Annotated in this window: 22 protein-coding genes; 9 read left to right on the top strand and 13 right to left on the bottom strand. The window is 63.3% G+C overall.

The features are described from left to right. Window positions 1–447: 447 nt before the first annotated feature. The 8 genes from rplI to EV679_RS06530 all read right to left on the bottom strand — a co-directional run bounded on the left by rplI (window position 448) and on the right by EV679_RS06530 (window position 6,368). Window positions 448–903, bottom strand: a complete 456-nt coding sequence (rplI, locus tag EV679_RS06565) for a 50S ribosomal protein L9 (protein ID WP_068369086.1) — start codon at window positions 901–903, stop codon at window positions 448–450. 18 nt (window positions 904–921) lie between these two features. Next, entirely contained in the window at window positions 922–1,194 is a 273-nt protein-coding gene (rpsR, locus tag EV679_RS06560; RefSeq protein WP_068369089.1) for a 30S ribosomal protein S18, read from the bottom strand. A 64-nt stretch (window positions 1,195–1,258) separates the two neighbouring features. Beyond that, window positions 1,259–1,588 carry a primosomal replication protein N gene (gene priB / locus EV679_RS06555; RefSeq protein ID WP_068369093.1) on the bottom strand — a complete coding sequence of 110 codons (330 nt, stop codon included), beginning with the start codon at window positions 1,586–1,588 and terminating at the stop codon, window positions 1,259–1,261. A gap of 33 nt (window positions 1,589–1,621) precedes the next feature. After that, window positions 1,622–2,008 carry a 30S ribosomal protein S6 gene (gene rpsF, locus EV679_RS06550; protein ID WP_068369096.1) on the bottom strand — a complete coding sequence of 129 codons (387 nt, stop codon included), beginning with the start codon at window positions 2,006–2,008 and terminating at the stop codon, window positions 1,622–1,624. A 264-nt stretch (window positions 2,009–2,272) separates the two neighbouring features. After that, complete coding sequence (gene folE2 / locus EV679_RS06545) at window positions 2,273–3,088, bottom strand: GTP cyclohydrolase FolE2 (protein WP_130486805.1); 816 nt, start codon at window positions 3,086–3,088, stop codon at window positions 2,273–2,275. Between the two features lie 157 nt (window positions 3,089–3,245). Beyond that, window positions 3,246–5,126 (bottom strand): 1-deoxy-D-xylulose-5-phosphate synthase, encoded by a 1,881-nt coding sequence (gene dxs, locus EV679_RS06540; RefSeq protein ID WP_068369102.1) that lies wholly within the window; start codon window positions 5,124–5,126, stop codon window positions 3,246–3,248. Between the two features lie 37 nt (window positions 5,127–5,163). Further along, window positions 5,164–6,078 carry a polyprenyl synthetase family protein gene (locus EV679_RS06535; RefSeq protein ID WP_068369105.1) on the bottom strand — a complete coding sequence of 305 codons (915 nt, stop codon included), beginning with the start codon at window positions 6,076–6,078 and terminating at the stop codon, window positions 5,164–5,166. Beyond that, window positions 6,075–6,368: an exodeoxyribonuclease VII small subunit gene (locus EV679_RS06530; protein ID WP_130486804.1), complete on the bottom strand. Its 294-nt coding sequence runs from the start codon at window positions 6,366–6,368 to the stop codon at window positions 6,075–6,077. Before EV679_RS06530 ends, EV679_RS06535 begins: the two co-directional genes overlap by 4 nt. A gap of 357 nt (window positions 6,369–6,725) precedes the next feature. Between EV679_RS06530 and EV679_RS06525 the strand changes: the two genes are divergently transcribed. Next, window positions 6,726–7,874 carry an aromatic ring-hydroxylating oxygenase subunit alpha gene (locus EV679_RS06525; protein ID WP_068369114.1) on the top strand — a complete coding sequence of 383 codons (1,149 nt, stop codon included), beginning with the start codon at window positions 6,726–6,728 and terminating at the stop codon, window positions 7,872–7,874. A gap of 211 nt (window positions 7,875–8,085) precedes the next feature. Here EV679_RS06525 and sugE read toward each other — a convergent pair whose 3' ends face one another. Further along, complete coding sequence (gene sugE, locus EV679_RS06520) at window positions 8,086–8,400, bottom strand: quaternary ammonium compound efflux SMR transporter SugE (RefSeq protein WP_068369117.1); 315 nt, start codon at window positions 8,398–8,400, stop codon at window positions 8,086–8,088. 411 nt (window positions 8,401–8,811) lie between these two features. Between sugE and EV679_RS06515 the strand changes: the two genes are divergently transcribed. Continuing rightward, window positions 8,812–9,264: a MarR family winged helix-turn-helix transcriptional regulator gene (locus tag EV679_RS06515; protein WP_068369120.1), complete on the top strand. Its 453-nt coding sequence runs from the start codon at window positions 8,812–8,814 to the stop codon at window positions 9,262–9,264. Window positions 9,265–9,275: 11 nt separating this feature from the next. Then, window positions 9,276–11,561 (top strand): ATP-binding cassette domain-containing protein, encoded by a 2,286-nt coding sequence (locus EV679_RS06510; protein ID WP_130486802.1) that lies wholly within the window; start codon window positions 9,276–9,278, stop codon window positions 11,559–11,561. A gap of 238 nt (window positions 11,562–11,799) precedes the next feature. Here EV679_RS06510 and EV679_RS06505 read toward each other — a convergent pair whose 3' ends face one another. The 3 genes from EV679_RS06505 to EV679_RS06495 form a co-directional block, all read right to left on the bottom strand. Beyond that, window positions 11,800–12,819, bottom strand: coding sequence for a putative 2-aminoethylphosphonate ABC transporter substrate-binding protein (locus EV679_RS06505; RefSeq protein ID WP_130486801.1), 1,020 nt, complete (start codon window positions 12,817–12,819; stop codon window positions 11,800–11,802). Between the two features lie 126 nt (window positions 12,820–12,945). Next, a complete protein-coding gene (locus EV679_RS06500) occupies window positions 12,946–14,610 on the bottom strand; it encodes a putative 2-aminoethylphosphonate ABC transporter permease subunit (RefSeq protein WP_127775560.1) in 1,665 nt (554 codons plus the stop codon). 132 nt (window positions 14,611–14,742) lie between these two features. Beyond that, complete coding sequence (locus EV679_RS06495; protein WP_068369123.1) at window positions 14,743–15,846, bottom strand: putative 2-aminoethylphosphonate ABC transporter ATP-binding protein; 1,104 nt, start codon at window positions 15,844–15,846, stop codon at window positions 14,743–14,745. A gap of 195 nt (window positions 15,847–16,041) precedes the next feature. Here EV679_RS06495 and EV679_RS06490 point away from each other — a divergent pair, with 195 nt between their 5' ends. The 5 genes from EV679_RS06490 (at window position 16,042) to EV679_RS06470 (ending at window position 24,074) form a co-directional block, all read left to right on the top strand. After that, window positions 16,042–16,911 (top strand): LysR substrate-binding domain-containing protein, encoded by an 870-nt coding sequence (locus tag EV679_RS06490; protein WP_130486799.1) that lies wholly within the window; start codon window positions 16,042–16,044, stop codon window positions 16,909–16,911. Between the two features lie 290 nt (window positions 16,912–17,201). Beyond that, window positions 17,202–19,199 carry a nucleotide pyrophosphatase gene (locus EV679_RS06485; RefSeq protein WP_130486798.1) on the top strand — a complete coding sequence of 666 codons (1,998 nt, stop codon included), beginning with the start codon at window positions 17,202–17,204 and terminating at the stop codon, window positions 19,197–19,199. Between the two features lie 14 nt (window positions 19,200–19,213). Further along, complete coding sequence (locus EV679_RS06480) at window positions 19,214–19,423, top strand: hypothetical protein (protein WP_127773496.1); 210 nt, start codon at window positions 19,214–19,216, stop codon at window positions 19,421–19,423. Window positions 19,424–19,452: 29 nt separating this feature from the next. Next, complete coding sequence (locus EV679_RS06475; protein ID WP_068369467.1) at window positions 19,453–21,630, top strand: phosphocholine-specific phospholipase C; 2,178 nt, start codon at window positions 19,453–19,455, stop codon at window positions 21,628–21,630. Between the two features lie 251 nt (window positions 21,631–21,881). Continuing rightward, complete coding sequence (locus EV679_RS06470; RefSeq protein ID WP_068369131.1) at window positions 21,882–24,074, top strand: phosphocholine-specific phospholipase C; 2,193 nt, start codon at window positions 21,882–21,884, stop codon at window positions 24,072–24,074. Between the two features lie 99 nt (window positions 24,075–24,173). Here EV679_RS06470 and EV679_RS06465 read toward each other — a convergent pair whose 3' ends face one another. Further along, window positions 24,174–25,157 (bottom strand): DMT family transporter, encoded by a 984-nt coding sequence (locus EV679_RS06465; protein ID WP_130486797.1) that lies wholly within the window; start codon window positions 25,155–25,157, stop codon window positions 24,174–24,176. A 246-nt stretch (window positions 25,158–25,403) separates the two neighbouring features. Here EV679_RS06465 and htpX point away from each other — a divergent pair, with 246 nt between their 5' ends. Further along, the gene (htpX, locus tag EV679_RS06460) at window positions 25,404–26,288 is read left to right on the top strand and encodes a protease HtpX (RefSeq protein WP_068369137.1); all 885 of its coding nucleotides are present in this window, start codon (window positions 25,404–25,406) and stop codon (window positions 26,286–26,288) included. The last annotated feature ends 59 nt before the right edge of the window (window positions 26,289–26,347 follow it).

Genomic DNA, 26,347 nt, shown 5'->3' with positions numbered 1-26,347 from the left:
ATCCGGCAGAAACAGAAAAGCCGACGGTAACGCCCTGTGCAACTGCGTCATCGCAGGCTCGGCGTCCATCGGCTTTGATGCGCGTCCGGGGCAGCCCGCTTTCCGCTGCCATTGAAAAGCAATACCCCGTTCCTGCCCGTGGCAATGAACAAGGGACTACTGTTCCAAATCTGGCGTGAAGCATACCGCGCACGTTTCAGACGATCCGCATGGTGAAAAACCAACAAAGTATAGCCCACCCCTACAAACTATTCAGACATGCCCGACCGCCCCCCAGGAAAACCCCTATTTTCGTTATCGCGCCCTCCCAGACCAAATGCGTCCGCCCCAACCCCGCGCCAGGAAGGCTGCCGGATTCCGGATCAGCCAAATGCAAAAAAGCCCTCCGCAAGGAGGGCTTTTCTCGCACCCCGAACAAAGCCGGGGCGTGCAACAGACAGGCAGCAATCAGGCCAGTTCGGGCTGGATGCGGACCTTGATGTCGACGATGACGTCGGTGTGCAGAGCGACCTGCACATCGAATTCACCGATGCTCTTGAGCGGGCCGTTGGGCAGACGCACTTGAGCCTTTTCGATGCCAGCAAAACCGGCAGCAACCAGGGCGCCAGCGATGTCGGCGTTGGTCACGGAACCGAACAGGCGGCCATCGACGCCAGCCTTTTGCGAGATCAGCGCTTCCTGACCGTTCAGGCGCTCGCCCAGAGCCTGGGCGGCAGCCAGCTTTTCAGCCTGGATTTTTTCCAGTTCGGCGCGACGGGCTTCGAATTCCTTCAAAGCAGCGTCGGTAGCGCGACGGGCGATCTTCTGGGGGATCAGGTAGTTGCGCGCATAGCCGTTGCGGACACGCACGACGTCACCCAGGTTGCCCAGGTTCGCGACTTTTTCGAGCAGAATAACTTGCATGACAGTAAGCCCCCGGGATTAGTTGTGGTTGTCGGTGTACGGCAACAGGGCCAGGAAGCGAGCACGCTTGATGGCGGTGTCCAGCTGGCGCTGATAGTGCGCCTTGGTGCCGGTCAGGCGGGCCGGGATGATCTTGCCGTTTTCCTGGATGAAGTCACGCAGCGTGTCCAGATCCTTGTAGTCGATCTGATCGACACCAGCCACCGTGAAGCGGCAGAACTTGCGGCGCTTGAACAGAGGATTCTGTTGCGTGAACTTGCGCTTTTCCTTGCGTTTACCAAAGTGAGCCATAGTAAGTCTCTTTCTATTTCGTTGCCGGCCTGAACCGGCGGATATCGTATATGCGTTTAATCTGTCAGGCGGTCATTACCGTGTCCGTCGCCAGCAGCCTTTGCACCCGCTGCAGATGCAGCACGATACGAGGGGAACCCTTGCGTGCCGGAAGGAGGAAACCTTCGACTCGCACTGCACATCCCAACGGGGTATCGGCAAGTACGGATGCCAGATCCCCCATGGCGACAGCAGCAATTTCCAGTTCTACCCTGCGCATCCTGCCGGCTTCCATCTGTTCCGATTGATGCGCAAGCGTCATATCGAGGATGGGAAGCCCTGCGGGGCTGTAGCGCAGCGGCCCGGAAGCAATAACGTTTGCATCCAGCCGCACCTGGTTGGCCATATCAGCCATGCCGGTAGCGATAACGACTGTATCCTGACGGATTTACTCGGCCTCGGCTTCGCTAGCGGTGCTGGCGGCTTCGGCGCTGGCCTTGCGAGCCTCTTCACGCTCGACGCTCTTCATCATGACGGACGCACCAGCGGGGGCAGCGTTGGTCTTGACGACGAGGTGACGCAGGATGGCGTCGTTGTAGCGGAACGCATGTTCGAGTTCGTCCAGGGCTTCCTGGCCGCACTCGATGTTCAGGCAAACATAGTGAGCCTTGACGAGCTTCTGGATCGGGTAAGCCAGTTGGCGGCGGCCCCAATCTTCGTGACGATGCACCTTGCCGCCCTGGGCCGTGACGATCGCCTGATAGCGCTCGGCCATTGCAGGCACTTGCTCGCTTTGGTCCGGATGGACGATAAATACGATTTCGTAGTGACGCATTAGAGTGATACTCCCGTGGATGACCACCGACTGGAAAATTCCAATCGGCGGAACAGCCCGCCACCTGGCAGAGCGCCGCTGGCCGCCTTGAATCAGGGATTCCGCGCACCATAGGACACCGATGCCAAGGCAATCGGGCAAGAAAGCCTTCGATTATCGTACTTGCTGCTGGAAAAAGCAATAAAAAAGCCGCATCGTCCTGATGCGGCTCTGATCGTGACGCCCTCCGGCAACAGCACCCGGAGGGCTAGACACGTATCGGAATCAGCCCTTGCCGTGGCCTTCCACCACAGCGTAGGCCGAATGGTTGTGGATGGACTCGAAGTTCTCCACGGTTACGCGGTAGCCGGCGATGCCCGCATGCGCATTCAGCGTAGCGGCGACATCACGCACGATGTCTTCGACGAACTTGGGGTTCTCGTAGGCATGTTCGGTGACGTACTTTTCGTCGGGACGCTTGAGCAGGCCCCACAATTCGCAAGAACCCTGCTTTTCGATCTGGCTGATGAAATCGTCCAGGTTGAAAGCGGCCCCGTCCGTCACGATGGTACGCACCGTGACGTGCGAGCGCTGGTTGTGCGCGCCATACTTGGAGATGCTCTTGGAGCACGGGCACAGGCTGGTCACGGGCACCGTCACCGTCAGTTCGAACTCGACCGCATCGCCATTGGCGCGCGCCGTCCAGACCACGGCGTAATCAAGCAGGCTGCGCACGCCGGACACCGGGGCGGTCTTGTTGATGAAATACGGGAAGGACGCGGTGATATCACCGGATTGCGCATGCAGCAGCGGCAGCATTTCGCCAGCCATGGCGCTGAACAGCGCAGGCGTCAGCGGCGTTGCACGGTATTTTTCCAGCAGCGCAACGAAACGCGACATGTGCGTGCCCTTCTCTTCCGCCGGCAGTGCGACGGTCAACGTCCACTCCGCGACGGTAGGATGAGCGGCGCCGCTGCCGTCGGCCACGACCATGGGATGGCGCACACCGCTGATTCCGACCCGCTGGATGGGAATCTGGCGCACGTCCGCGAAGCTCTGTACGTCGGGAATGACGACGGCGGATTCAACGATGGAAGTCATGAGCAATAACCTGTGCTGTGCCGCCGTCAATGACGGCACGGTAAAAGAATCAAAGTACCAATATTACCGATAGCGTAGCATGCGCGCCCCAAAGACCCTTTTACCCATGGATGAATAAGGATATGGGCAAAGGCCATGAGCGCTGCCGCGAGCCGCCTTATGCCGCTCGCCCGCTTTCCAGCAGACCGGCGAAACGCTTGCGGATGGAAGTTTCCACGCCGGCGCCATCCAGTCCCTGTTGCGCCAGCAATGCAGCCTGGTCGCCGTGGTCGATGAAACGATCCGGCAAGCCCAGTTGCAGCACGGGCACATCCAGACCTGCCTCGTGCAGGGCTTCGCTGACGGCACTGCCCGCGCCACCCATGATGCAGCCTTCTTCCAGGGTGACCAGCGCCTCGTGGTCCTGCGCCAGCTGGCGCACGAGATCCAGGTCCAGGGGTTTGACGAAACGCATGTCCGCGACCGTCAGCCCCAGTTGTTCGGCCGCCTGCAGTGCAGCAGGCAGCAAGGTGCCGAAATTCAGGACTGCGATGCGACTGCCTTCACGAACCAGGCGGCCCTTGCCCAGCGGCACCTCGTCCAGCCCTGCCGTCATTTCCGCGCCAACGCCCGAGCCGCGCGGGTAACGTACCGAGGCCGGGCCTGCATGGCGATAACAGGTAGTCAGCAGCAGGCGGGTTTCATTTTCATCGGAAGGCGTCGCCACGACCATGTTCGGAATGCAACGCAGATAGGCGATGTCGTAATTGCCGGCGTGCGTGGCGCCATCGGCGCCAACCAGGCCGGCGCGATCCAGCGCGAAAGTCACGTCCAGGTTCTGCAGCGCGACGTCATGAATCAACTGATCGTAGCCGCGCTGCAGGAACGTGGAATAAATCGCCACGACGGGCTTGAGCCCTTCGCAGGCAATGCCAGCGGCAAAGGTCACCGCATGCTGCTCGGCAATGCCCACGTCGAAATAACGGCGCGGGAAGCGTTGTTCGAACGCCACCATGCCGCTGCCCTCGCGCATCGCAGGCGTGATGCCCTGCAGGCGCTCGTCGGCCTGCGCCATGTCGCACAGCCATTGACCGAACACCTGGGTGAAGGTCTGGCGCGACGGCGCGCTGCTTTTCTGGATGCCAACGGCAGGATCGAATTTGCCCGGCCCGTGGTACAGCACCGGATCGGCTTCCGCCAGCTTGTAGCCCTGCCCTTTCTTGGTTACGACGTGCAGAAACTGCAAGCCCTTGAGCGAACGCAGGTTCTGCAAGGTGGGCACCAGGGCATCCATGTCATGGCCGTCGATCGGCCCGACATAATTGAATCCCAGTTCCTCGAACAACGTCGCCGGCGTCACCAGCCCCTTGGCATGGCCCTCGAAGCGCCGCGCCATCTCCAGCATGGGCGGTACGTGCTGCAGCACGGCCTTGCCCACGTTGCGCGCGGTGGCATAGAAGCGCCCCGACATCAGGCGCGCCAGATAACGGTTGAGCGCCCCGACCGGCGGCGAAATCGACATGTCGTTGTCGTTGAGCACCACCAGCAGATTGATATCCGGCGTCACGCCGGCATTATTCATCGCCTCGAAGGCCATGCCCGCGCTCATCGCGCCGTCACCGATGACGGCGATATGCTGGCGCATGATGCCTGCGTTGCGCGATGCCACCGCCATGCCCAACGCGGCGGAAATGGACGTGGACGAGTGTGCCGTGCCGAAGGCGTCGTACTCGGACTCGCTGCGGCGCGGAAAGCCGGAAATGCCGCCCTGCTGGCGCAGGCGGGGCATGCCCGTGCGCCTGCCCGTCAGGATTTTGTGGGCATAGGACTGATGGCCCACATCCCAGATCAGGCGGTCATGCGGCAGATCGAACACATGATGCAACGCGATGGTGAGTTCCACCGTGCCCAGGTTGGATGACAAGTGCCCGCCTGTGCGCGACACGCTGTCCAGCAGGAAACCGCGCAACTCTTCCGCCAGACGCTTAAGCTCGCGTCGTTCCAGACGCTTCACGTCGGCAGGAGATTCAATGCGGTCGAGTAGATCAGTAGTATTCATTGCATTCATTCCGCGATGCACGGTTCAGTGCGCCGGATCAATATTCCCGCGCGACGATGAAATCCGCCATCGCAGCCAGATAAGCACCAGCCTCGCCCAGGGGTCGCAACGCCTGATGCGCGTCGTCGCGCAACTGCGCGGCCAGTTCGCGAGCCGCATCGACCCCCATTAGCGATACATAGGTCGGCTTGTTGTCCTGCGCGTCTTTCCCAGCTGTCTTGCCCAGGCTGGCACTGTCCGCCGTGACATCGAGGATATCATCCACGACCTGGAACGCCAGGCCGATCGCCGCCGCATATTTTTCCAGCGCCTGGCGCTGCGGCGAACTGGCCCCCGCCACAACACCGCCAAGGGTCACGCTAGCCGCCAACAGCGCGCCGGTCTTCATGGTGTGCATGCCGCGCAACTGGTCCAGGCTGAGGCCATGGCCCGTGCTATCGAGGTCGATGAACTGCCCTCCCGCCATGCCCAGGCTGCCGGATGCGCGCGCCAACACCTGCACGGACTGCACGATCAGGGCCGGCGCAATGGGCATGCCTGCCAGGGTCTCGAAAGCCAGGGGTTGCAGCGCATCGCCCGCCAGCAGGGCGGCAGCCTCGCCATAGGCTACGTGCGTCGTCGGCTTGCCACGACGCAGGGTGTCATTATCCATGCAAGGCAGGTCGTCATGCACCAGCGAATAGCCATGGATCATTTCCACTGCGGCCGCGGCACTTTCCAGCGCCGTGACAATGGCCACCGGCTTGCCCGCCGGCTGGCAGGCATGGCCCGCAGCCAGCACCAGCAGCGCACGCACGCGCTTGCCCCCTCCAAGCACCGCATAGCGCATGGCGCCGTGCAAATGGGCCGGGGCTTCATCATCCTGGGGCAGCAACGCCCCCAGGCGCCGCTCCACCTGTTCCGCACAGGTCCGCATCCAGGCGGGAAAATCCATGGCAGTGCGCGCCTTCATCGCTGATCCTCTCCCAGGGTCGAAGCATCCAGGGGCCGCAGCAACTCGCCTTCCAGCACCTGAATCTGCTGCTCGGCCGCAGCCAGGCGCTGCTGGCAGATGCGCGACAACGCCACGCCACGCTGATACGAAGCCAGGGACTGCTCCAGCGGCAGCGACGCATTTTCCATGGCAGACACCAGGGCTTCGAGCTCTGCCAGCGCGGATTCAAAATCCTGCGGCAGGCCAGTGGCTTCCTGCGCAGCGCTGGCGGCGGCATCGGCCGAATCGGGGCCAAGTTTTCTAGTCATAGGGGGAACAACCATTGCACAATAGGTCCAAGGGCGCATTGTACGGGAACTGACCCCCATCAGGCATTTCCCCAGAGGCTCGGGGCGGGCTACAATCAATCCTTCGACTGGATTACAGACGCGCGCGCAGTGCGCGGACGCGTCCATTGCCTGCCGGCACGCCACGATGATGCTATCGCAGGAGCGCCGGTTTTTTCTTCGTCGCGCCGCCCACAGGCCCGGCGCTCTTGTCCGCGCGGAGGGAACCATGGCTGCCAGCCAACACACCCGCCTGCCCATGCGCTCCTGCCGCATGATATGGCCGGAACTCCCGGACGCCGACGCAGCGCCGTCGCCAGGGCGACAGGAATCCGCAATATGAGCCAAACCCTACTTCTGGCCGCCGAACGCAGCCAGCTGTCCGTCAGCGCCTACTTCGACGAGGCCCGCTTCGCTCGCGAGCAGGCCGCCATCTTCAAGAACTCCGCCATCTACGTGGGCCACGAAAAGCTCGTCCCCGAACCCGGCGACTGGCGCGCACTGGCGCAGGAACGCGGTGGCCGCATCCTGCTGCGCGACCGGGGCGGTGCCGTGTCATTGCTGTCGAACGTCTGCCGCCACCGCCAGGCCCTCATCCTGGGCGGCTCGGCGGGCAACGTCACCACCGGAGAACCACGCGAGGGCAATCTCAAGCAGACCGGCGGCAATCTGGTATGCCCGCTGCACCGCTGGACCTACGACGACCAGGGCACGCTCATCGGCGCGCCGCAGTTCGAAACCACACCCTGTATGAACCTGCAGCGCTTTCCGCTGAAGCCATGCAACGGCCTGCTGTTCGAAGGGCCGCGCAATCCGGCGGACGATCTCGGCGCCCTGTTCCAGCGCCCTGAATTCGATTTCTCGGATTATGTCCTGGATCACGTGGAAGTCCATGAGTGCAACTACAACTGGAAAACCTTCATCGAGGTCTATCTGGAGGATTACCACGTTGGCCCCTTCCACCCGGGCCTGGGACACTTCGTCACCTGCGACGACCTGAACTGGGAATTCTCCGACTGGTTCAGCCTTCAGCGCGTCGGCGTACACCAGGCGCTGGCGCAGCCCGGTTCCGATGTGTACCGCCAGTGGCATGACAACCTGATGCAGTTCCGCGAGGGCCAGGCCCCGGATTTCGGCGCCATCTGGGTCACTTACTTCCCGACCCACATGATCGAGATCTACCCGCACGTGCTGGTGCTGTCCACGCTCTACCCGGTTTCACCGCAGCGCACGGTCAACATCGTCGAGTTCTACTACCCGGAAGAAATCGCAGCGTTCGAACGCGAATTTGTCGAAGCCCAGCAGGCCGCCTACATGGAAACCGCCATTGAGGACGATGAAATCGCCGAACGTATGGATGCCGGTCGCCGCGCCCTGATGGAACGCGGTGTCAGCGAGGCGGGCCCCTATCAGTCACCGATGGAAGATGGCATGAAACACTTCCACGAATGGTATCGCCGCATCATGGGCGAACCGGCGCCCGAATAAACGGCGCACGGCTTGCAAGCCCAACAGCCCCGCCGGCTCAGCCTGGCGGGGCTTTTTTCGCAATGACGCCAGCGCTGCAAGCATCCGTCCTGCGCCAAGGTGCGCCGGGATCGGACCGCCCCCCGCACGCGTGGGCAACGCCATGCCGCACACGGCGACGCCGCCCCTATGCGTCGTCTCCGATAAAGGCTGGCACGCCGCTGGCATGTGTTTACGAGGACAGTTTCATCAGCACCAGGCCGCCCACGATCAGCCCTGCCGCCAGAATGCGCATCGGGCTGGCCACTTCGCCCAGCATGAGAATGCCGACGACAAAGGCGCCGACAGCGCCGATGCCTGTCCAGATGGTATAGGCCGTGCCCAGGGGAAGGGATTTCATCGCCACCGCCAGCAGACCGAAGCTGGCAATCATGGCAACAAGGGTGATGAATGAGTAATTGAGGCGGGTGAAGCCGTCCGACAGCTTCATCGTATAGGCCCAGATGACCTCGAGCAGACCCGCGACGACCAGATAAATCCAAGCCATATGGCTCTCCTGTATCAAAAGAGCCGGGTCGTCCCGGACGGCAGGGAAGCCCGCAGGCCGAGGTCGTCCTCAGCTTCTGATTATATCCGTGTTAACGCCCTGAGCGCAGAGGAACAAACCACTCCGCTGGCATCGTGCGCGCCGGCCCTGTGCAACCGCGCCATGCAGATGCGTTGCCTTGCCCGCGGTCGCTGCCGCGCTTTCCAATGGCTAGGCCGTATGCATCGCGGCAACGACGGCAGCCTCGCTGACAGGCGCAGTTGCTGGACTAAGGTGGAAGGTCGAGGCGCCTGTCCGCCAGAAATCCCGCTTTGCCTCCGAGCCAAAATTGATTTCCCAAAAGAAATTAAATATGTAGAATAAAGGCATATTTAACCGAATAAGATTGCCTTCAAGAAATCTATAAGCGCCATGCCCACCCTAACTCAATCCACCGAAGAACCCGGAGCATTGGAGAATGCGCTCTCACACCTCCAATGCATCCTTGTCGCGCGGCGCACCCGCTATACCCCGGAGGCGGTGAGCTGGGCCCAGTACGACATTCTTGAACTCCTGCGCTTGCAAGGCCCCATGACGCCGTCCCTGCTGGGTGAAAGACTGGGTGCAGCGCGCACGGGCATCTCCAAGTCGCTGCGCGTGCTCAAGGACCTCAACCTGGTGGAGCAGATACAGGGCGATGGCGATCGCCGCGCACAGGTCACCACGCTGACGCGCCAAGGGCGGGATTTCCTTGTGCGCGCGGCCACAGGCAGGCGTGATGCGGCACAGTGCGTCATGGCCACGCTGACGCCCGGCGAACAGGCCATGTTCACCGAACTCTGCGAGAAGGTCAGCGCGGCATTGGGCGCGCATGACGCCGAATAAGAGAGATGCTCATGCCCCCCTCACATTCCCCGTACCGCGACATGGAGATCATCGGGGCGCGTAACAACAATCTGCGCAACGTCACCTTGAGGATTCCCAAGCATTGCATCACGGTGTTCACCGGCGTGTCGGGTTCAGGCAAGTCCTCATTGGTATTCGACACGATCGCCGCCGAATCCCAGCGCCAGCTCAATGAAAGCCACAGTGCCTTTGTCCGGCACCGGCTGCCGCATTACGGCCAGCCGCAGGCCGACGCCTTGCGCAATCTGCCAGCATCCATCGTTGTCGATCAAAAGCCCCTGGGCGGCAATGTCCGTTCAACGGTTGGAACGGCGACCGACATCCAGCCTTTGCTGCGATTGCTGTTCTCCCGTATCGGCGCGCCATTCGTAGGTTATTCCAATGTGTTCTCCTTCAATCACCCGCAAGGCATGTGCCCCAAATGCCAAGGGCTGGGCGTGGTGGACGAGCTGGACCTTGATCTCCTGTTTGACCGCAGCAAATCCCTGAACCAAGGAGCGATCCTGTTCCCCACATTTGCTCGCGACACGTTCCGCTGGAAGCGCTACGCCTGCTCCGGCCTGTTCGATTGCGACAAGCCCTTGGCCGACTACAGCCCGGACGAATGGCAGACCTTGTTATATGCAGACGATCTGACCGTGACCAACCCCCTGCCCGGATGGCCGGCATCGGCGCGATTTCAAGGTGTCGTGCCGCGCTTTCGGCGCGCCTATCTGGATCATGAACCCAGTCGCCTGACCCAGGCCGAACGCGACGGGCTCGCCCGCGTCATCACGCGCCAGCGGTGCCCGGATTGTGGCGGCGCACGCCTCAACCCAGGCATCCTGTCCTGCAAGATCAACGGGCTCTCCATCGCCGATTCTGCCAGCCTGGAGATTTCCGAGCTCCTGGAATTTATTTGGGCAATCCGCGCCGAACCCGTCGCAACAGTGCTGGCCGCCATCATCGAAAGGCTGGAGCAGATGCGTGCCATCGGCTTGGATTACCTTAGCCTGGGCCGCGAGACCGCCAGCCTGTCGGGCGGCGAATCCCAGCGCGTGAAGATGGTCCGCCATCTGGGCAGCAGCCTGGCCGACATTGCCTATATCTTCGACGAGCCCAGCGTGGGGCTGCATCCGCGCGACGTCCACCAGCTCAACACCTTGCTGCGTGAACTGCGCGACAAGGGCAACACCGTGCTGGTGGTGGAGCACGACCCGGACGTCATAGGCATTGCCGATCATGTCGTGGACATGGGGCCGGGCGCCGGGACGGACGGCGGTCATGTGGTGTACCAGGGCGATGTGGCCGGCCTGCAGCAGGCCGACAGCTTGACGGGACGCTGCCTGCGGCGAGCAGTGCCCATACGGCGCGAGCCACGCCCCGCGATAGGGCAGATCACCTTGCAAGGCCTTTCGCTGCACAACCTGCACAATATCAGCGTCAGCATACCGACAGGCGTACTGACCGTCGTGACGGGCGTCGCCGGTTCCGGTAAAAGCACACTGGTCAACCGCCTGCTGCCCCGCCACTGCCCGCACGCCATCCTGATCGACCAGAAAGGTCTGGGAGGAACACGGCGTTCGTCCGTCGCAAGCTATATCGGCGTACTGGACGAGATTCGCGCGGGCTTTGCAAAGGCCAGCAACGAGCCGGCCAGTCTGTTCAGCAGCAACGCCCAGGGGGCTTGCCCAGCCTGCAAGGGACTGGGAGCCATCCAAACCGATCTGGCCTTCATGGACAGCGTGGAGACGCCCTGCGATGCCTGCGGCGCCACGGGATTCAACAAGACGGCGCGAGGGATCACCTGGATGGGCTGCAATATTGCCCAGGCGCTGGCCCTCTCGGTGGAACAAGCGCAGCGCCACTTCCTGCCCTGCCCGGCCATCGCCAGGCCATTGGATAGGCTCGCCAAGGTGGGATTGGGCTATCTATCGCTAGGACAGCGCTTGAGCACATTGTCCGGCGGCGAGCGCCAGCGCTTGAAATTGGCATCCAGATTGGCCGAGGAAGGCCAGTTGTATGTTTTCGATGAACCGACATCTGGCTTGCATATGTCCGATGTCGACCGGCTGCTTGCCATTTTCGATAGCCTCACACAGCGAGGCGCGACCGTCATCGTGGTCGAGCACAACCTGGATGTCATGGCCCATGCCGACTGGCTGATCGAGATGGGGCCTGGCGCAGGAAAACGAGGCGGAAGAATTATTTTCACAGGCCCGCCCTCTGCCATGATGAACGCACCGGAATCAGTCACAGGGCCATTCCTTCGGCGCCATCTATCCGGGCGTATGTAAGGCTGGACATGGCGTTCAGGCAACTCTGCTATGCCGGATTCACACCGTCCGGCATGGGCGATGGCTTGTTTGCCATACCTGCATGGCGAGATCCGCAGGTTGTCCCGGTTCCGGCCCCGCATCCCCTACTGCCCCATACGCGCATACCGCCAAAGAAAAACGCGCAGCTGGCTGGCTGCGCGTTTTCATTCATGCTACCGCCCGCTTGCCAAGCCAGGCTGGCAACAGGATACGGTGCTTACTTCTTGGCTTCCGACTTGCCGTCGTAGCGGCGGGCCCATTCGGCCAGGATGCGCTCGCGGTTTTCAGCGGCCCAGGTGAAGTCGTTGTCGATCAGGCGCTCCTGGAAGTCAGCGGGCAGGCCCGGCAGTTCTGCCTTGACATCAGGGATAGCCAGCACGGCAAAGCCCTTCTTGTAAAGCTCGTTGGCTTCGCGCGAGGCCGAGAAGTCGGCCAGCTTCTTGGCGGCGTCCAGGTTCTTCGTGCCCTTGACGATGGCCATGGCTTCGATTTCCCAGCCCAGGCCTTCTTCCGGCAGCACGACTTCAACCGGTGCGCCGTCATCCTTCAGCTTGAGAGCGCGGTATTCAAAGGACACGCCGATCGGGTATTCGCCGGCAGCCGCCAGGTTGCAAGGCTTGGAACCCGAGTGAGTGTAGGTGCCGATATTCTTGTGCAGGGCGTCCATGAACTCCCAGCCTTGCTTCTCACCGAAGATCTGCAGCCAGGCGCTGACATCCAGGTAGCCGGTGCCCGAGGAATTCGGGTTGGGCATCACGACCTTGCCTTCATAGACCGGCTTGGTCAAATCCTTCCAGGTCTTGGGAACCGGCAGGTTGTGTTTGGCGGCCTCGACCGTGTTGAAACACAGTGCGGCGGCAAAGCCGTCCATGCCGACCCAGGCGGGCGGGTTGGCGCCGTCGCGCATCTTGGGAGCAATCTGCTCCAGGCCCTGGGGAGCATACGGTTCCAGCATGCCCTGCCCGGCCAGGACGCCCAGCGAGGAACCTGCCAGGCCCCAGATGGCATCGGCCTGGGGACGATCCTTCTCGGCCAGCAGCTTTGCCGTGATGATGCCGGTGGAATCACGCACCCACTGGATGCGGATGTCGGGGTTGGCCTCTTCGAACGCGGCCTGGTAGGCACGCAATTGGTCAGCCTCCAGCGCCGTGTAGACCGTCAGGGTCACGGGTGCGGCCTGGGCACCGAAAGCGGCAGCGGCCAGCGCCAGCGCGGCGGAAATGCGGAACTTGGACATGAGGATCTCCGGATACGACTTGCTTGCAGTTGTGCCGTGGCGGCCTGATGCCGGCAGCGGCTGGAAAAACGTGGCGGCCTGATGCCGGCAGCGGCTGGAAAAAGGAAGACGGGTAAAACATGGCCATCAATCGCCAGCTGGACGGCGCCAGGCCTGGGTGCGGGCCATCACGGCGCGGCTGGCGCCGTACAGCAGCAGCGATACGACGGCGCAGGTAATCATGATCAGGGTGCACATGGCGGCCGCAGCGCCAGGGAAACCGGCGTCATCCATGTTGAGAACGGCCACGGATGCCAGCACGGTATCGGGGCGGTAGAGGAACACCACGGCAGATACCGTCGTCATCGCAGAAACAAACAGATAGCGGGCCACGTCCAGCGCGGTCGGCAGGCTCATCGGGAACACGACCTTGAGCCCGGTACGCAGCCGGGCTACGCCCAGCGAGGCAGACACCGACTCGAACTCGCGGTCCAACTGCCCCAGCGCGGAAGTCGCAGCCAGGTGGGCGCTGGTATAGAAGTGCGCCACGGTGCACAGCACCAGCAGGCCCATCGTGCCGTACCAGCCATTGAGCGGATTGCCCGGATGGTTGAAGAAGAAGATGTATCCCAGGCCCAGCACCAGGCCGGGCACCGCCATCGGGATCAGCGCCGCGGCATGCAACAGCGCCACGCCGGAGCGCGCCAGCCGGCCCAGGGGCGCCAGGCGCTCTGTCAGCCATGCGCCCAGGAATACCGTGATGGTTCCCGCCAGCGCCGTCCAGAAGCCCAGTTGCACGCTGTTGCGCCAGGCCAGCCAGCCGCCGCCGTCCATATTCGCAAAGTCATAGGAACGCAGCGACAGCGACAGGTTGTATGGCCACATGCGGATGAAGGAAGCCCAGACCGCAGTACCGGCAATCAGCAGCAGGCCCAGGCAGATCACGACGGCCAGCATCAGGAATGCGTTGTCGCGCACCCGGGACGGCTGCGGCTGGTAGGGCTGGATGCGGCCATCCAGGAAGGAATGCTGGCGCCGGCGCAACCAGGTATCCACCGTGAACGTCAGGATGGCGGGAATCAGCAGCAGCATGGCGAATGCCGCGCCGCGCGGAAAATTCTGCTGCCCGACCACCGCCTTGTAGACCTCCACGGCCAGCACGTTGTAATCGCCGCCGACGACCTTGGGCACGCCGAAATCAGTGATGACCAGCGTGAAGGACAGGCAGCAGGCAGCGAAGATGGCATGGCGCGTTCCGGGCAGAGTCACGGTCATGAACGTGCGCCACGGCCCCGCCCCCATGGCACGCGCGGCGTCATGCAAACGGCCGTCCGACAGCGCCAGGCTGCTGGTCAGCACCATCAGGAGGTGGGGAAAGATATAGAAGGCCTCGCCAATGACGATGCCCCAGAAGCCATAGACCGTTCCTGCGCCCAGCCAGTCACGCAGCAGACCCTGATTGCCAGCCAGGTAGATCAGTGCAATACCGGGCAGCAGCGACGGCGCCAGCAAGGGAATGAGAGCGAGCGAACGCCACAGGCGCTTGGCCGGCATGCGCGTCTGCGCCAGGCCATAGGCAAAGGCATAGGCAGCCGGCACCGCCAGCAGGGTCGTGGTCAGCGCCACGGCCATGCTGCGCCAGAGCATCGAGCCAAAGCCGGGAATATCGAGCGCCTGTTGCAGCGGCGCCAGGCCGGCCCACTGGCCGTTGGTATCCTGCACGGCTCGCAGCAGCACAGCGCCGACCGGCAGCACGAGCGCAATCAGCATGAAGGCCAGCAAGGCCAGTTGCAGGCTGCTCAGGCCCAGCATTTCCAGGCGTGGCGACGAAGGCAGGCGGGCAAATGGAATGGGGGAAGGCGCCGCAGCAGGGGCGGCATCCGGGCGCTGCGCCACGTCCTGTTGCGGACCGGCTTGAATGATGGAAGATCCCACGCTCATGTCCTATGACTCGTAGGCGCGCAAGGCGGAAGGAGCAATACTCAGCCAGCAACGGCGCGCCGCCGTGCGGGCCAGCAACGCATCGCCCTGCTCGGCATTGACGAAGGCATGCAGATCGACGCCAGGCACGCCTTCCAGCGCCAGCCTCAAGCGGTACTGGCGCCCCAGGAAAATGCCGTCCTGGATCTCGGCGGCGAACACGTTGTCGCCGGACGGCAGCGTGCCGCCCGGCAGGATGCGGACCGCTTCGGGACGCGCGAACAGGCGCCCGCGCGGCAATTCCAGATCATTCGCGGTTTGCGCGGTCCAGCGGCCGATGGACACGCGCCCGTCGGTCAGCCGTTCGTACGGCAACCAGTTGGCTTCGCCGATGAAGCCCGCAATAAAGCTGGAGGCCGGGTGCCGGTACAGTTCACGCGGCGTGCCGACCTGTTCCAGGTTACCCCGGTTCATGACGGCAATGCGGTCGGCCATGGACATCGCTTCTTCCTGGTCGTGCGTCACCATGATGGTCGTCACCGACAGGCGGCGCTGCAGGCTGCGCAGTTCGCTGCGCAGGTGTTCGCGCACCTTGGCATCCAGCGCAGACATAGGCTCGTCGAGCAACAGCAGCATGGGCGCCGGTGCCAGGGCGCGCGCCAGGGCAACGCGCTGTTGCTGGCCGCCGGACAACTGGCCGGGATACTTGCGGCCCGAACCGGGCAGACCGACCAGATCCAGCATTTCCTCGACACGGCGCGCCACGGCATCCCGATCGCCATGGCGCGAGCTGAGCCCATAGGCCACGTTGGCGGCCACGGTCAGGTTGGGGAACAGCGCATAGGACTGGAACACAATGCCGTAGTTGCGTTCCTGGGGCGCGGCGCGGGAAATATCCCTACCTGCCAGCTTGAGACTGCCCTGGTCCTGGCGCGCCAGACCGGCGATCACCCGCAGCAACGTCGTTTTGCCGCAACCGGATGGTCCCAGCAGGCAAAGCATTTCACCTGCCGTGACATCCAGGGACACATCGTTGAGCACCCGCGTGGGTCCATAGGACAGACTGATGTCCCGCAGCGAAAGAAAGCTCGGCGGCGGTTCGTTCTGGGAATGTTTCGGCGTATTCATGAGGGTGCAGTATGGGCAGCCCAGGTGTAAAGAATGTGACACCAAATAGAAATACGCTGATAAGCCCATCGCATTTTTTCTTGCCGGACTGGCCCGATGGCGCTAGCCGGGCCGGAATCAGCGGCGCCAGCGCTACACTGTCGGCCAAACTGGCTGCATTTCCGCAGCCCTGGCACCGCCTTAGGGCCTGTAGACATGCTCATTACGGAACTCAAGTCTTTTTATGCCGTCGCCCGCGCCGGCAATGTCACGCGCGCCGCGCAACAGCTTGGCGTCAGCCAGCCGACGGTCACCGGCCAGTTGAAGTCGCTGGAAGCACGCTACGGACTGGAATTGTTCCACCGCCGCGGCCGGGCGCTGCAACTCAGCGAAGACGGCAGGCGGCTGCTGCCCATGGCCGAGCAACTGGTGCAAAAGGAACTGGAAATCGCCTTCCACCTGCGTGACGCCAGTGCGCTCAGCCACGGTTCTCTGCGGCTCGGACTGACCGGCCCCTACTACCTGATGCCCGTCATTGCGCGCTACCGCTCCCAGTTTCCCGGCATCTCGCTCAGCCTGAGCGTCGCCAACTCGCAATCGGTGCTGCAGGCGCTGCGCGACTACCAGTTGGAACTGGCCAGTTCCTCCGTGCGCGCCGAAGGCCCGGAGCTGCATCGCGTCACCCTGGCGCGCGACGACCTGCGCCTGGCCGTGCGGCGCGACCACCGCCTGGCGCGGCGCGGCAACGTACATCTGGCCGATATCGCGCCGGAAACGCTGCTGCAGCGCGAACCGGGCTCCATGACACGCAAGGTATCCGAGCGCCTGCTGGAACGCGCTGGCGTGCAGCCGGCGGAGATCCTGGAAATTGCCAATCGCGAAGCCATCATCCAGGCAGTCGTGCACGGCCTGGGCTGCTGCCTGATCCCGGCGCACGAAGCGCCGCCCCATCCGGATCTGGTCTGTCTGGATATCGCCGATGCCGATATCCAGACCGAGGAATACCTGTACTGCCTCAAGGAACGCATGCAGGTGCAGAGCATCGCGCGCTTCCTGGAACTGGTCACGCCGCTGCCCGATCACTGAGCCTGACTGGCCAGCTATCGCCAGTCGTGGCGCTCAGGCTGCGGCGCTGCCGGTTCAGACAGCTGGAAATGTTGCATTTCCACGACAGTCATATGATACGGCCAGTTGCCCGGCAATGGCCTGGCAAGCGCCCTCTCCCCTCTGCCTGGCCTGCACCAGGAGGCCATAGCCACAAAATCCCGATCAGATGATCGGGATTTTTGTTTGTCCCGTCATGGGGGCTTCATCCCCAGGGGCGAGCATTGCTCCCCGTACAGGCCTTTCTCGGGTCTGTGATTGGAGATGACGAAATGCCCCTCGCACACATGAAGAAGCTGGTTTACTGCCTGGTCGCCGCGTTCGCGCTGGCGGGTTGCGGTTCCAGCAACGATTCGGACCCCGCCCAGCCTACCGACCCGGAAACGCCGCAAGAGCCGCGCCAGCCCAAGACCCTGGTCATCGGCATGGACGGCGTACGCTACGACGCCTTGCTGGCCGGGATCGAGCAGAATCGCCTGCCCAATCTGGCGTCGCTGACGCTGAGCCGCGCCTGGACCGGTGGCACCCTGGAAACCGGCACGCAGCAACCCACGCTGCTCACCCCGGGTTGGGCCACGCTGCTGACGGGCTCCTGGGCCACCGTGCATGAGGTGCGATCCGACGCCCTGAACCAGCAAAGCCGCGCCACCACCCTGTTCGAACAGGTCAAGAACACCCTGCCCGGCAGCAAGACCGGCAGCGCCGTGCACAGCGCCAGCCTGGCCAGCCTGCTGAGCGCCGAGCGCAGCGCGGGCTACCTGGATACACTCACGGACTGCGCCCAGATCGACGCCTGTGTTACCGATGCCGCCGGCCAGATGATTTCCTCCGGCTACGATGTCGTGCTGGCCCAGTTCGCCGCGCCGCTGGCCAATCTGCGCGGCCCGGCCAGCAGCGCCACCTACAAGGCCACTGTCGAGCAGACCGACAAGGCGCTGGGCAGCTTGCTGGACGCCGTGCGCGAACGCCAGCGCCAGCACAGCGGCGAAGACTGGCAAGTCATCGTGACCTCGGCTGCCGGCCTGGGGGACGGCGGTAATTACGATGGCCTGCCGCGCACCAGCAGCAAGACCACCTTCTACGCCACCAGCCTGCCCACCATCCTGGGTGCTGACCAGCAGGCCGTGGACCTGAATGCCGCCTGGGACAACGCCTGGGAAACTCTGCCATCGGCAGCCGACCTCGCGCCTACCGTCCTGGCCCACCTCGATGCCGCCAGCGGCATGCCTGCCCTGTCGGGCAGCAACCTTGCCGCGCCGGGTGCGCTGCGCCGCCCCCGCGCCACGCCGGCGGAAGACTACAAGAGCGTCACCATCTCCTGGACGACCGTAGGCCAGCCCGCCGGCAATGTCACCCTCCTGCGCGACGGCGAAGTGCTGGCCACGCTCGAGTCCGGCACCAGCGAGTACACCGACGACAGCTTCGCCTTCGAGGAAGATGGCCTGCATACCTTGAACTACGAAATCCGCGCCGACGACAGCTCGCTGTCCATCAGCACGCAGATTCCGTACACCAAGCCCGTGCTGCTCATGCCCAGCCTGAAGGTAGGCGTGCTGATGCATTACTCGTTCGACCAGAACATCAACGACATCGGCGGCCAGACCCAGATCGTGCCGTTCGATGGTTCACAGCAACCGGTGTTCCTGGATGACGGCCCCTTCGGCAAGGCTTTCCGTGCCGAGCGCAAGGACCGCCGCAGCGAGAACATCAATCTGGGCGGCTACAAGCTCGAATACCCGGCCGGCAGCCTGGACTCGCTGGATGCCGTCACCATCGGCCTGTGGTACCGCTCCAAGGGCGATGCCAACGACAAGCCCATCGTCGCGAACAAGGACTACAACAGTGGCGGCAACGCCGGCATCACCATCGCCCAGTGGAACGGCAATGAAGTCCGCTTCAACATCGGCGGCAGCGGCCGCGCCGACCTGAACGGCTTCTATTTCACGCCCAACGAATGGGCCTACCTGCTGTTCAGCATCGACAAGACCAGCAAGAAAATGACGGCAGCGGTCTTTGACCCGACCAACGGCCTGAGCGTGCGCTCGACGTCCACCGGCGCGGTCGACCTGAGCAAGCTGGCGGGTGTCCTGGGCGCCCACTTCGGCCTGAACGAAGACGGCAAGGGTACCTACAACGTGCTGGGCAGCTATGAAAAAGGCGCCTACACCATGGACTTCTCCGACCTGACGTTCTGGGGCCGCGCCCTGAGCGAGGAAGAAATCCGTTCCCTGGCCCTGTCCGGCAAATCCGTGCGCGAACTCCTGCAATAAAGCGAGCAAAGATCATGACCCTCTCTACCCACACTCCTGCCTGGCTGCGCCGGGTTCCCATGGCACTGGCTTCCGCGGCACTGATCACCCTGCTGGCCGCCTGCGGCGGTGGCGGCAGCGACGACGATAACGGCAATGGCAATGGCAACGGCGGCGACCCCGAAACGCCCACCAACCCCACCGATCCGGAAACGCCGCGCCCCGAACTGCGTTGCGCCCCCTGAGCGAGCGGCCACAGCTGAATACGATGACCATGGCAAAGAACAACGCCCCCACTTCCGCTCCCAAGCGGCACTTCCTGCGCAGCGCCCTGTACGGCGCAGGCGGCAGCGCGGCCCTGGCCGCCTTCCCGCCCGCGATCCGCAAGGCGCTGGCCATTCCGGCCAACAACCGCACCGGCACCATCAATGACGTCGAATACGTCGTCATCCTGATGCAGGAAAACCGGTCTTTCGACAACTACTTCGGCACGCTTCCCGGCGTGCGCGGCTTTGCCGACCGCATCACCATTCCGCTGCCCGAAGGCCGCAGCGTCTGGGAGCAGTCCAATGGCAGCCGCATCGTCCTGCCTTATCACCTGAATAGCGAGCAAGGCAACGCCCAGCGCGTCAGCGGCACGCCGCACAACTACCCGGATGCCCAGAAGGCCTGGGACAGCGGCCGCATGGAACAATGGCCACGTCACAAGACCAACACCTCCATGGGTTACTTCAAGGAACAGGAAGTTGCGTTCCAGGTTGCCCTGGCCGATGCCTTCACGATCTGTGATGCCTATCACTGTTCCACCCACGGCGGCACCAACACCAACCGCCTGTTCCTGTGGACCGGCACCAACGATCCGCAAGGCACGCACGGCGGCCCCTCGACCCAGAACCAGGACGACTCGCTGGGTTCGTCCAGCAGCGGCTGGACCTGGACCACCTACCCCGAGCGCCTGCAGGAAGCGGGCGTCAGCTGGAAGCTCTACCAGAACCTGCCGGACAACTTCACCGACAACTCGCTGGCCGGTTTCCGCCAGTACCGCCGTGCCAATGAGCAGCACGGCAACCAGAGCAACGGCAGCCCCTACCCCGCCTGGGAACCCGCCTTCGACGCGGCCAACCCGCTCTACAAGGGTGTGGCCAACACCATGCCCGATGGCGGCTTCCTGCAATCCCTGCGCGACGACGTCGCCAACGGCACGCTGCCGCAGGTATCCTGGATCGTCGCGCCGGCCACGTATTCCGAACACCCCGGGCCTTCCAGCCCGATCCAGGGCGCGTGGTATATCTCCGAAGTCCTGGATGCGCTGACCGCCAACCCCGAGGTATGGAGCAAGACCGTCCTGCTCATCAACTTCGACGAGAACGATGGCTTCTTCGACCACGTGCCGCCGCCTGCGGCGCCTTCCATGGATGCCGACGGCAACCTGATCGGCGATACCACCGTGGATTCCACGCTGGACCACCACCTGGTCGCGTCGCGCCAGGATGGCCCGGACGGCAAGGTCTACGGCCCCGGCCCGCGCGTGCCCATGTATGTCGTGTCGCCCTGGAGCCGCGGCGGCTGGGTCAACTCCCAGGCATTCGACCACACTTCCGTGCTGCGCTTCCTGGAAGCACGCTTCGGTGTGCCGGAAACCAATATCAGCCCGTGGCGTCGCGCCGTGCTGGGTGACTTGAGCAGCTGCTTTGATTTCTCCACTCCCAACAACGGCCCGCTACCGGAACTGGTCAAGCTGGAAAAGCAGGCAGTCGATCAAATTCGCGCCGCCCAGGGCAGTCTGTCCCAGGTGCCCGTGCCCAGCGTCAACAACCAATCGCTACCGGTACAACCGCTGGCCATCCGCCCGTCGCGCGCGCTGCCCTATGAAATGCACACCAGCGCCCGCGCCGATGTCTCGGCTGGCGGCATCTGGCTGATGTTCTCCAACACAGGCACCCAGGCCGGCGTCTTCCACGTTTATGACAAGCTGCACCTGGATCGCGTGCCGCGTCGCTACACCGTGGAACCGGGCAAACAGCTCAACGGCTTCTGGAACACGGTGGAACAGGACAGTGGCGCCTACGACCTCTGGGTGCTGGGCCCCAACGGCTTCCATCGCCACTTCCAGGGCAATGTGAACGAACTGGCGCTGCCTGAGGCCGTCAACCCGGAAGTCCGTGTGTGCTACGACATCGCCAACGGTAATGTCTATCTGCAAGTCCTCAACCGCGGCAACACCGATTTCCGCGCACGCATCCAGGCCAATGCCTATTTCGCCGATGCGTCGTGGGAGCTGGACGTCGCTGCGCTGAGCCTGGCAGAGCAGCATTGGGACCTGTCGGACTGCGGCCACTGGTATGACTTCACGGTCACCGTGGATGGCGCCGCCGGCTGGAGCCGCCGCTACGCCGGCCGTGTCGAAACCGGCCGCGACGCCATCAGCGACCCGGCCATGGGCCACGCCTGATCCGCCAGCCCATCCCTTCAAAGTTTATTCGTCCCCTTCCGCCGTCGCCCGAAAGGCACCCGCCAAACTGGCGGCGGCGGCTTTGCAGGCAGCCTCCCGTCCCCTCAGGCCGGGCTGGCTGCCTGCTTTTTTTATTCTGGCACATTGAAAAATACTTGATTAGACGATCAGGATTTTTGCCTTCGCCGTCATGCCTGCTTCACCCGTGACGCCGACCATATGCCCTGACTCCAGACCTTTGCGACGAAACGATGAAACACGAAGCATCCCAGGCATTCTCCCGCCACAAGCGCAGCTTCCTGCGCAACACGCTGTATGGTGCGGGCGGCAGCGCCGCCCTGGCCGCCTTTCCCCCCGCCATCCGCAAGGCGCTGGCCATTCCGGCCAACAACCGCACCGGCACCATCCGCGACGTCGAGCACGTGGTCATCCTGATGCAGGAAAACCGCTCCTTCGACCACTACTTCGGCACGCTTCCCGGCGTGCGCGGCTTTGCCGACCGCATCACCATTCCGCTGCCCGAAGGCCGCAGCGTCTGGGAACAGTCCAACGGCAAGCGCATCGTCATGCCCTATCACCTGGACAGCGAGAAAGGCAATGCCCAGCGCGTACTGGGCACACCGCACGATTACCCGGATGCCCAAAAGGCCTGGGACGGCGGACGCATGACGCAATGGCCAGCCGAGAAAACCGACCGTTCCATGGGCTATTACCAGGAGCAGGAAGTCGAATTCCAGGCTGCCCTGGCCGACGCCTTCACAATTTGCGACGCCTACCATTGCGCCTTCCACGGCGGCACCAACACCAACCGCCTGTTTCACTGGAGCGGCACCAACGACCCCTACGGCCAGGGCAATGGCCCATCCACCCGCAACCGTTTCGATTCGCTGGACTCCCCGCGCAGCGGCTGGACCTGGAAAACCTATCCCGAACGGCTGCAGGAAGCCGGTGTCAGCTGGAAGCTCTACCAGAACCTGCCGGACAACTTCACCGACAACCCGCTGGCTGGATTCCAGCAGTACCGCCAGGCCAACAAGGACCATGGCAACCTGAACGGCGGCCTTCCCTACCCCGCCTGGCAGCCTGCCTTCGACGCCGGCAATCCGCTCTACAAGGGCGTGGCCAACACCATGCCCGACGGCGGATTCCTGCAATCCCTGCGTGAGGATATCGCCAGCGGCATGCTGCCCCAGGTATCGTGGATCGTCGCCCCCGCGTTCTATTCCGAACACCCCTTGCCTTCCAGCCCGATCCAGGGCGCCTGGTACATCTCTGAAGTCCTGGATGCCCTGACCGCCAACCCTGAGGTATGGAGCAAGACCGTCCTGATCATCAACTTCGACGAGAACGACGGTTTCTTCGACCACGTGCCTTCCCCCGCCGCGCCCTCATTGAACCCGGATGGCAGCGTGGCCGGCGACTCGACTGAAGATACCTCCGCCGAATACCACCGCGTCGACTCCGCGCACGACAAGGCCGATGGCAAGGTCTACGGCCCGGGCCCGCGCGTACCCATGTATGTCGTATCGCCCTGGAGCCGTGGTGGCTGGGTAAACTCCCAGGCCTTCGACCACACTTCCGTGCTGCGCTTCCTGGAAGCACGCTTCGGCGTTGCCGAAAGCAACATCAGCCCGTGGCGCCGTGCCGTCATGGGCGACCTGAGCAGCTGCTTTGATTTCAGCAGCCCCAATACCGGCCCCCTGCCGGAACTGGTGAAACTGGAAAAAGAAGCAGCCGACCGCATTCGCCTGTCGCAGGCGCTGAAACTGCCGGTTCCCGTGCCATCGGTCAGCGCGCAGTCGACACCGGTGCAAGCGCTGGCCATCCGGCCATCGCGCGCGCTGCCCTATGAAATGCATACCAGCGCCAGGACGGAACCTGCCGCCGGCGGCATCTGGCTGCTGTTCTCCAATACCGGTACCCAGGCCGGCGTCTTCCACGTTTATGACAAGCTGCACCTGGATCGCGTGCCGCGCCGCTATACCGTGGGCGCAAACCGGCAGCTCAACGGTTTCTGGAATACCGTGGACCAGGACAACGGCCGCTACGACCTCTGGGTACTGGGCCCCAACGGCTTCCACCGCCATTTCCAGGGCAATACCAACCAGCAGATGCTGCCCGGCGTGGCGGCACCGGAGATTCGTGTCTGCTACGACATCGCCAGCGGCGATGTCTACCTGGAATTGCTCAACCGGGGCAGTGAACCGTATCGCGCAACCGTGCGCGCCAATGCCTATCTCGGAGACGAAGCCACGCGGGAAATCGACGTTCCCGCCGGGGACACACCCGCGCAACTGCACTGGGACTTGTCAGGCTGTGGCCACTGGTATGACTTCAGCGTCACCGTGGAAGGCCTGGAAGGCTGGACGCGACGTTTTGCCGGCCGGGTGGAAACGGGCAAGGATGCCATCAGCGATCCCGCCATGGGCCATGCCGGGGAATAACAGCAGGCGGTGACAGGACGGACGCCAGGCAAGGCCGGCGATCCGTCTGCCTGTTGCCCGGCGCAGCGGCCCAAGCCAGCACCCAGCCAGCAAGCCAGTTTAAGGCGCGGACACTCGCGCCGCCGGTGCGCCCGGCTCTGCCTCGGCAATCGACACCGTGGACGTTTCCACGACCTCCGCCGCCAGCGCTGCGGCAGCGGAGGCCTCGGCTTCGGCATCGGCCCGGGCCAGGGCCCGCTTGCTTTCCACCATGGTGCGCCAAGCCGACAGCAAGCCGGCGGCAATGATGCCCAGCATACCGGCCCAGGCCATGGCATCCGGAACGTCATGCCACAGCGCCATGCCAGTCAAGGCGGAAAAAATGATCGTGGTGTATTGCAGGGCTGCCGTCAGCAATGCAGCGCCCGCGCCGAAGGCGCGCGTCATGGCCAATTGCCCGACCAGTCCGCTGCTGCCGACCCCCAGCAGCATCAACCAGCCCTTCCAGTCGGTTTCACCCCAGCCGGTGATCCAGAACCCGACTACGCTGCTCAGGCACACCGCACAGGAAAAAAACAGCACAGTACGCCATTCAGCCTCCCCTTCCCGGCCCAACTGGCGGATCTGCAACATGGCGATGGCCGCCAGTGCACCAGAGGCCATGCCGGCGCCAGCGGCCACCAACTGTTGTGGCCCGATGCTGGGGCGCAACACCGCCAAGACGCCCACGAAGCCCAGCAGCACTGCCACTATCCGCATCCAGTCGCGGCTCTTGCCATCCGATACCATCAGGAATACGGCAATGAACAGCGGTGCGGTGTAGCTGAGGCTGGTCGCCGTGGCCAATGGCAATTGCGACAGCGCATAGAACCCCAACCACATGGAGGTCACCCCGGCGAGATTGCGCAGGATATGCGGCTTCCAGCGCTTGGGAGCAATGCTGTAGTGATTGATGTTGGCCCAGATCAACAGAAAGACCACCGAGGGCAGCCCACGCAGCAGCACAACCTGGGCCAGTGATGCGCCATGTTCCGAGGACAGTTTGACGAACGCCCCCATCAGGGCAAACATGGCCGAGGCCAGCAGCATCCACAAGGCCTGCATATTGCGGCGTAATCCAGAAAAATGAGGGGCAGCGGCCCTAAAAATGCGACATATGACCATTGCAAAATGGCATAACGACCCTACTATACTCTTGCTCCGTGTCGAGCGTGAAGCACTCCGATCCAGGAAACGGCGCATGGCTGCCATCGCGCCACAGATGCCCTACCGCCACGCCACGGAACACCTCCAGCCGTAACAGGTCCAACGCGGGAACCTGTCCGACTCAAGCAAAACAGAAAACATGCCATGAAACGAATCGCTCTATTCCTCCTGACCAACCTGGCGGTCATCGTCGTGCTCAGCATCACCTTGCGCTTGCTGGGCGTAGACCGCTACATGACTCAGCAAGGCCTGGATTTCGGCGCGCTGCTGGTCTTTTCGCTGGTTGTCGGCTTCACCGGCGCCATCATTTCGCTGCTGATCAGCAAGCCCATGGCCAAATTCAGCACTGGCGCGCGCGTCATCGACCCGATGGCCCCTGCCAACGGCCGCGAGGCATGGCTGGTCGAAACCGTGCACCAACTGGCTGACCGAGCCGGCATCGGCCGCCCCGAGGTCGCCATCTACGAGGGCGCACCGAATGCCTTCGCCACTGGCGCATTCCGCAACGACTCCCTGGTCGCCGTATCCACCGGCCTGCTGCAAAGCATGACGGAAGAAGAAGTCGCGGCCGTGCTGGCCCATGAAGTCGCGCATATTGCCAATGGCGACATGGTGACGCTGACCCTGATTCAGGGCGTGGTCAATACTTTCGTGGTTTTCTTCGCCCGCATCGTGGCCTATTTCGTGGACCGCGTGTTGCTGAAGAATGACCGAGAGGGTGGCGGCATCGGTTATTTCGCCACCACCATCGTCTGTGAGATCCTGTTCGGCATCCTGGCCTCTATCATCGTGGCCTGGTTCTCGCGCCAACGCGAATTCCGTGCCGACGCTGGTTCCGCCCGCCTGCTGGGCGGACGCGAACCCATGATTCGTGCGCTGCGCCGCCTGGGCGGCGTCGAGGCTGGTGAATTGCCCAAGAACTTCGAAGCTTCGGGTATCACTGGCGGCAAGGGCATCGCTGCCCTGTTCGCCACCCACCCGCCCATCCCCGAGCGGATCGAGGCCCTGCAACAAAACAACCAACCCTGACGCAACTGTCCTGGCGCCAGAACTTGCAAAAAAGCCGGTTCCCCGCTTTTTTGGGGACC

This window comes from Kerstersia gyiorum, from assembly GCF_004216755.1.
Lineage (GTDB): Bacteria > Pseudomonadota > Gammaproteobacteria > Burkholderiales > Burkholderiaceae_B > Kerstersia > Kerstersia gyiorum.
Note: the sequence above shows the minus strand (reverse complement) of the source record. Positions and strands in the feature narration are given on the sequence as shown.

Bases quoted from the DNA above. Each gene is read 5' to 3' on its own strand.
- rplI (WP_068369086.1), bottom strand. From the start codon at position 903: ATGCAAGTTATTCTGCTCGAAAAAGTCGCGAACCTGGGCAACCTGGGT.
- rpsR (WP_068369089.1), bottom strand. From the start codon at position 1,194: ATGGCTCACTTTGGTAAACGCAAGGAAAAGCGCAAGTTCACGCAACAG.
- priB (WP_068369093.1), bottom strand. From the start codon at position 1,588: ATGGCTGATATGGCCAACCAGGTGCGGCTGGATGCAAACGTTATTGCT.
- rpsF (WP_068369096.1), bottom strand. From the start codon at position 2,008: ATGCGTCACTACGAAATCGTATTTATCGTCCATCCGGACCAAAGCGAG.
- folE2 (WP_130486805.1), bottom strand. From the start codon at position 3,088: ATGACTTCCATCGTTGAATCCGCCGTCGTCATTCCCGACGTACAGAGC.
- dxs (WP_068369102.1), bottom strand. From the start codon at position 5,126: ATGAATACTACTGATCTACTCGACCGCATTGAATCTCCTGCCGACGTG.
- EV679_RS06535 (WP_068369105.1), bottom strand. From the start codon at position 6,078: ATGAAGGCGCGCACTGCCATGGATTTTCCCGCCTGGATGCGGACCTGT.
- EV679_RS06530 (WP_130486804.1), bottom strand. From the start codon at position 6,368: ATGACTAGAAAACTTGGCCCCGATTCGGCCGATGCCGCCGCCAGCGCT.
- EV679_RS06525 (WP_068369114.1), top strand. From the start codon at position 6,726: ATGAGCCAAACCCTACTTCTGGCCGCCGAACGCAGCCAGCTGTCCGTC.
- sugE (WP_068369117.1), bottom strand. From the start codon at position 8,400: ATGGCTTGGATTTATCTGGTCGTCGCGGGTCTGCTCGAGGTCATCTGG.
- EV679_RS06515 (WP_068369120.1), top strand. From the start codon at position 8,812: ATGCCCACCCTAACTCAATCCACCGAAGAACCCGGAGCATTGGAGAAT.
- EV679_RS06510 (WP_130486802.1), top strand. From the start codon at position 9,276: ATGCCCCCCTCACATTCCCCGTACCGCGACATGGAGATCATCGGGGCG.
- EV679_RS06505 (WP_130486801.1), bottom strand. From the start codon at position 12,819: ATGTCCAAGTTCCGCATTTCCGCCGCGCTGGCGCTGGCCGCTGCCGCT.
- EV679_RS06500 (WP_127775560.1), bottom strand. From the start codon at position 14,610: ATGCTGGGCCTGAGCAGCCTGCAACTGGCCTTGCTGGCCTTCATGCTG.
- EV679_RS06495 (WP_068369123.1), bottom strand. From the start codon at position 15,846: ATGAATACGCCGAAACATTCCCAGAACGAACCGCCGCCGAGCTTTCTT.
- EV679_RS06490 (WP_130486799.1), top strand. From the start codon at position 16,042: ATGCTCATTACGGAACTCAAGTCTTTTTATGCCGTCGCCCGCGCCGGC.
- EV679_RS06485 (WP_130486798.1), top strand. From the start codon at position 17,202: ATGCCCCTCGCACACATGAAGAAGCTGGTTTACTGCCTGGTCGCCGCG.
- EV679_RS06480 (WP_127773496.1), top strand. From the start codon at position 19,214: ATGACCCTCTCTACCCACACTCCTGCCTGGCTGCGCCGGGTTCCCATG.
- EV679_RS06475 (WP_068369467.1), top strand. From the start codon at position 19,453: ATGGCAAAGAACAACGCCCCCACTTCCGCTCCCAAGCGGCACTTCCTG.
- EV679_RS06470 (WP_068369131.1), top strand. From the start codon at position 21,882: ATGAAACACGAAGCATCCCAGGCATTCTCCCGCCACAAGCGCAGCTTC.
- EV679_RS06465 (WP_130486797.1), bottom strand. From the start codon at position 25,157: ATGCAGGCCTTGTGGATGCTGCTGGCCTCGGCCATGTTTGCCCTGATG.
- htpX (WP_068369137.1), top strand. From the start codon at position 25,404: ATGAAACGAATCGCTCTATTCCTCCTGACCAACCTGGCGGTCATCGTC.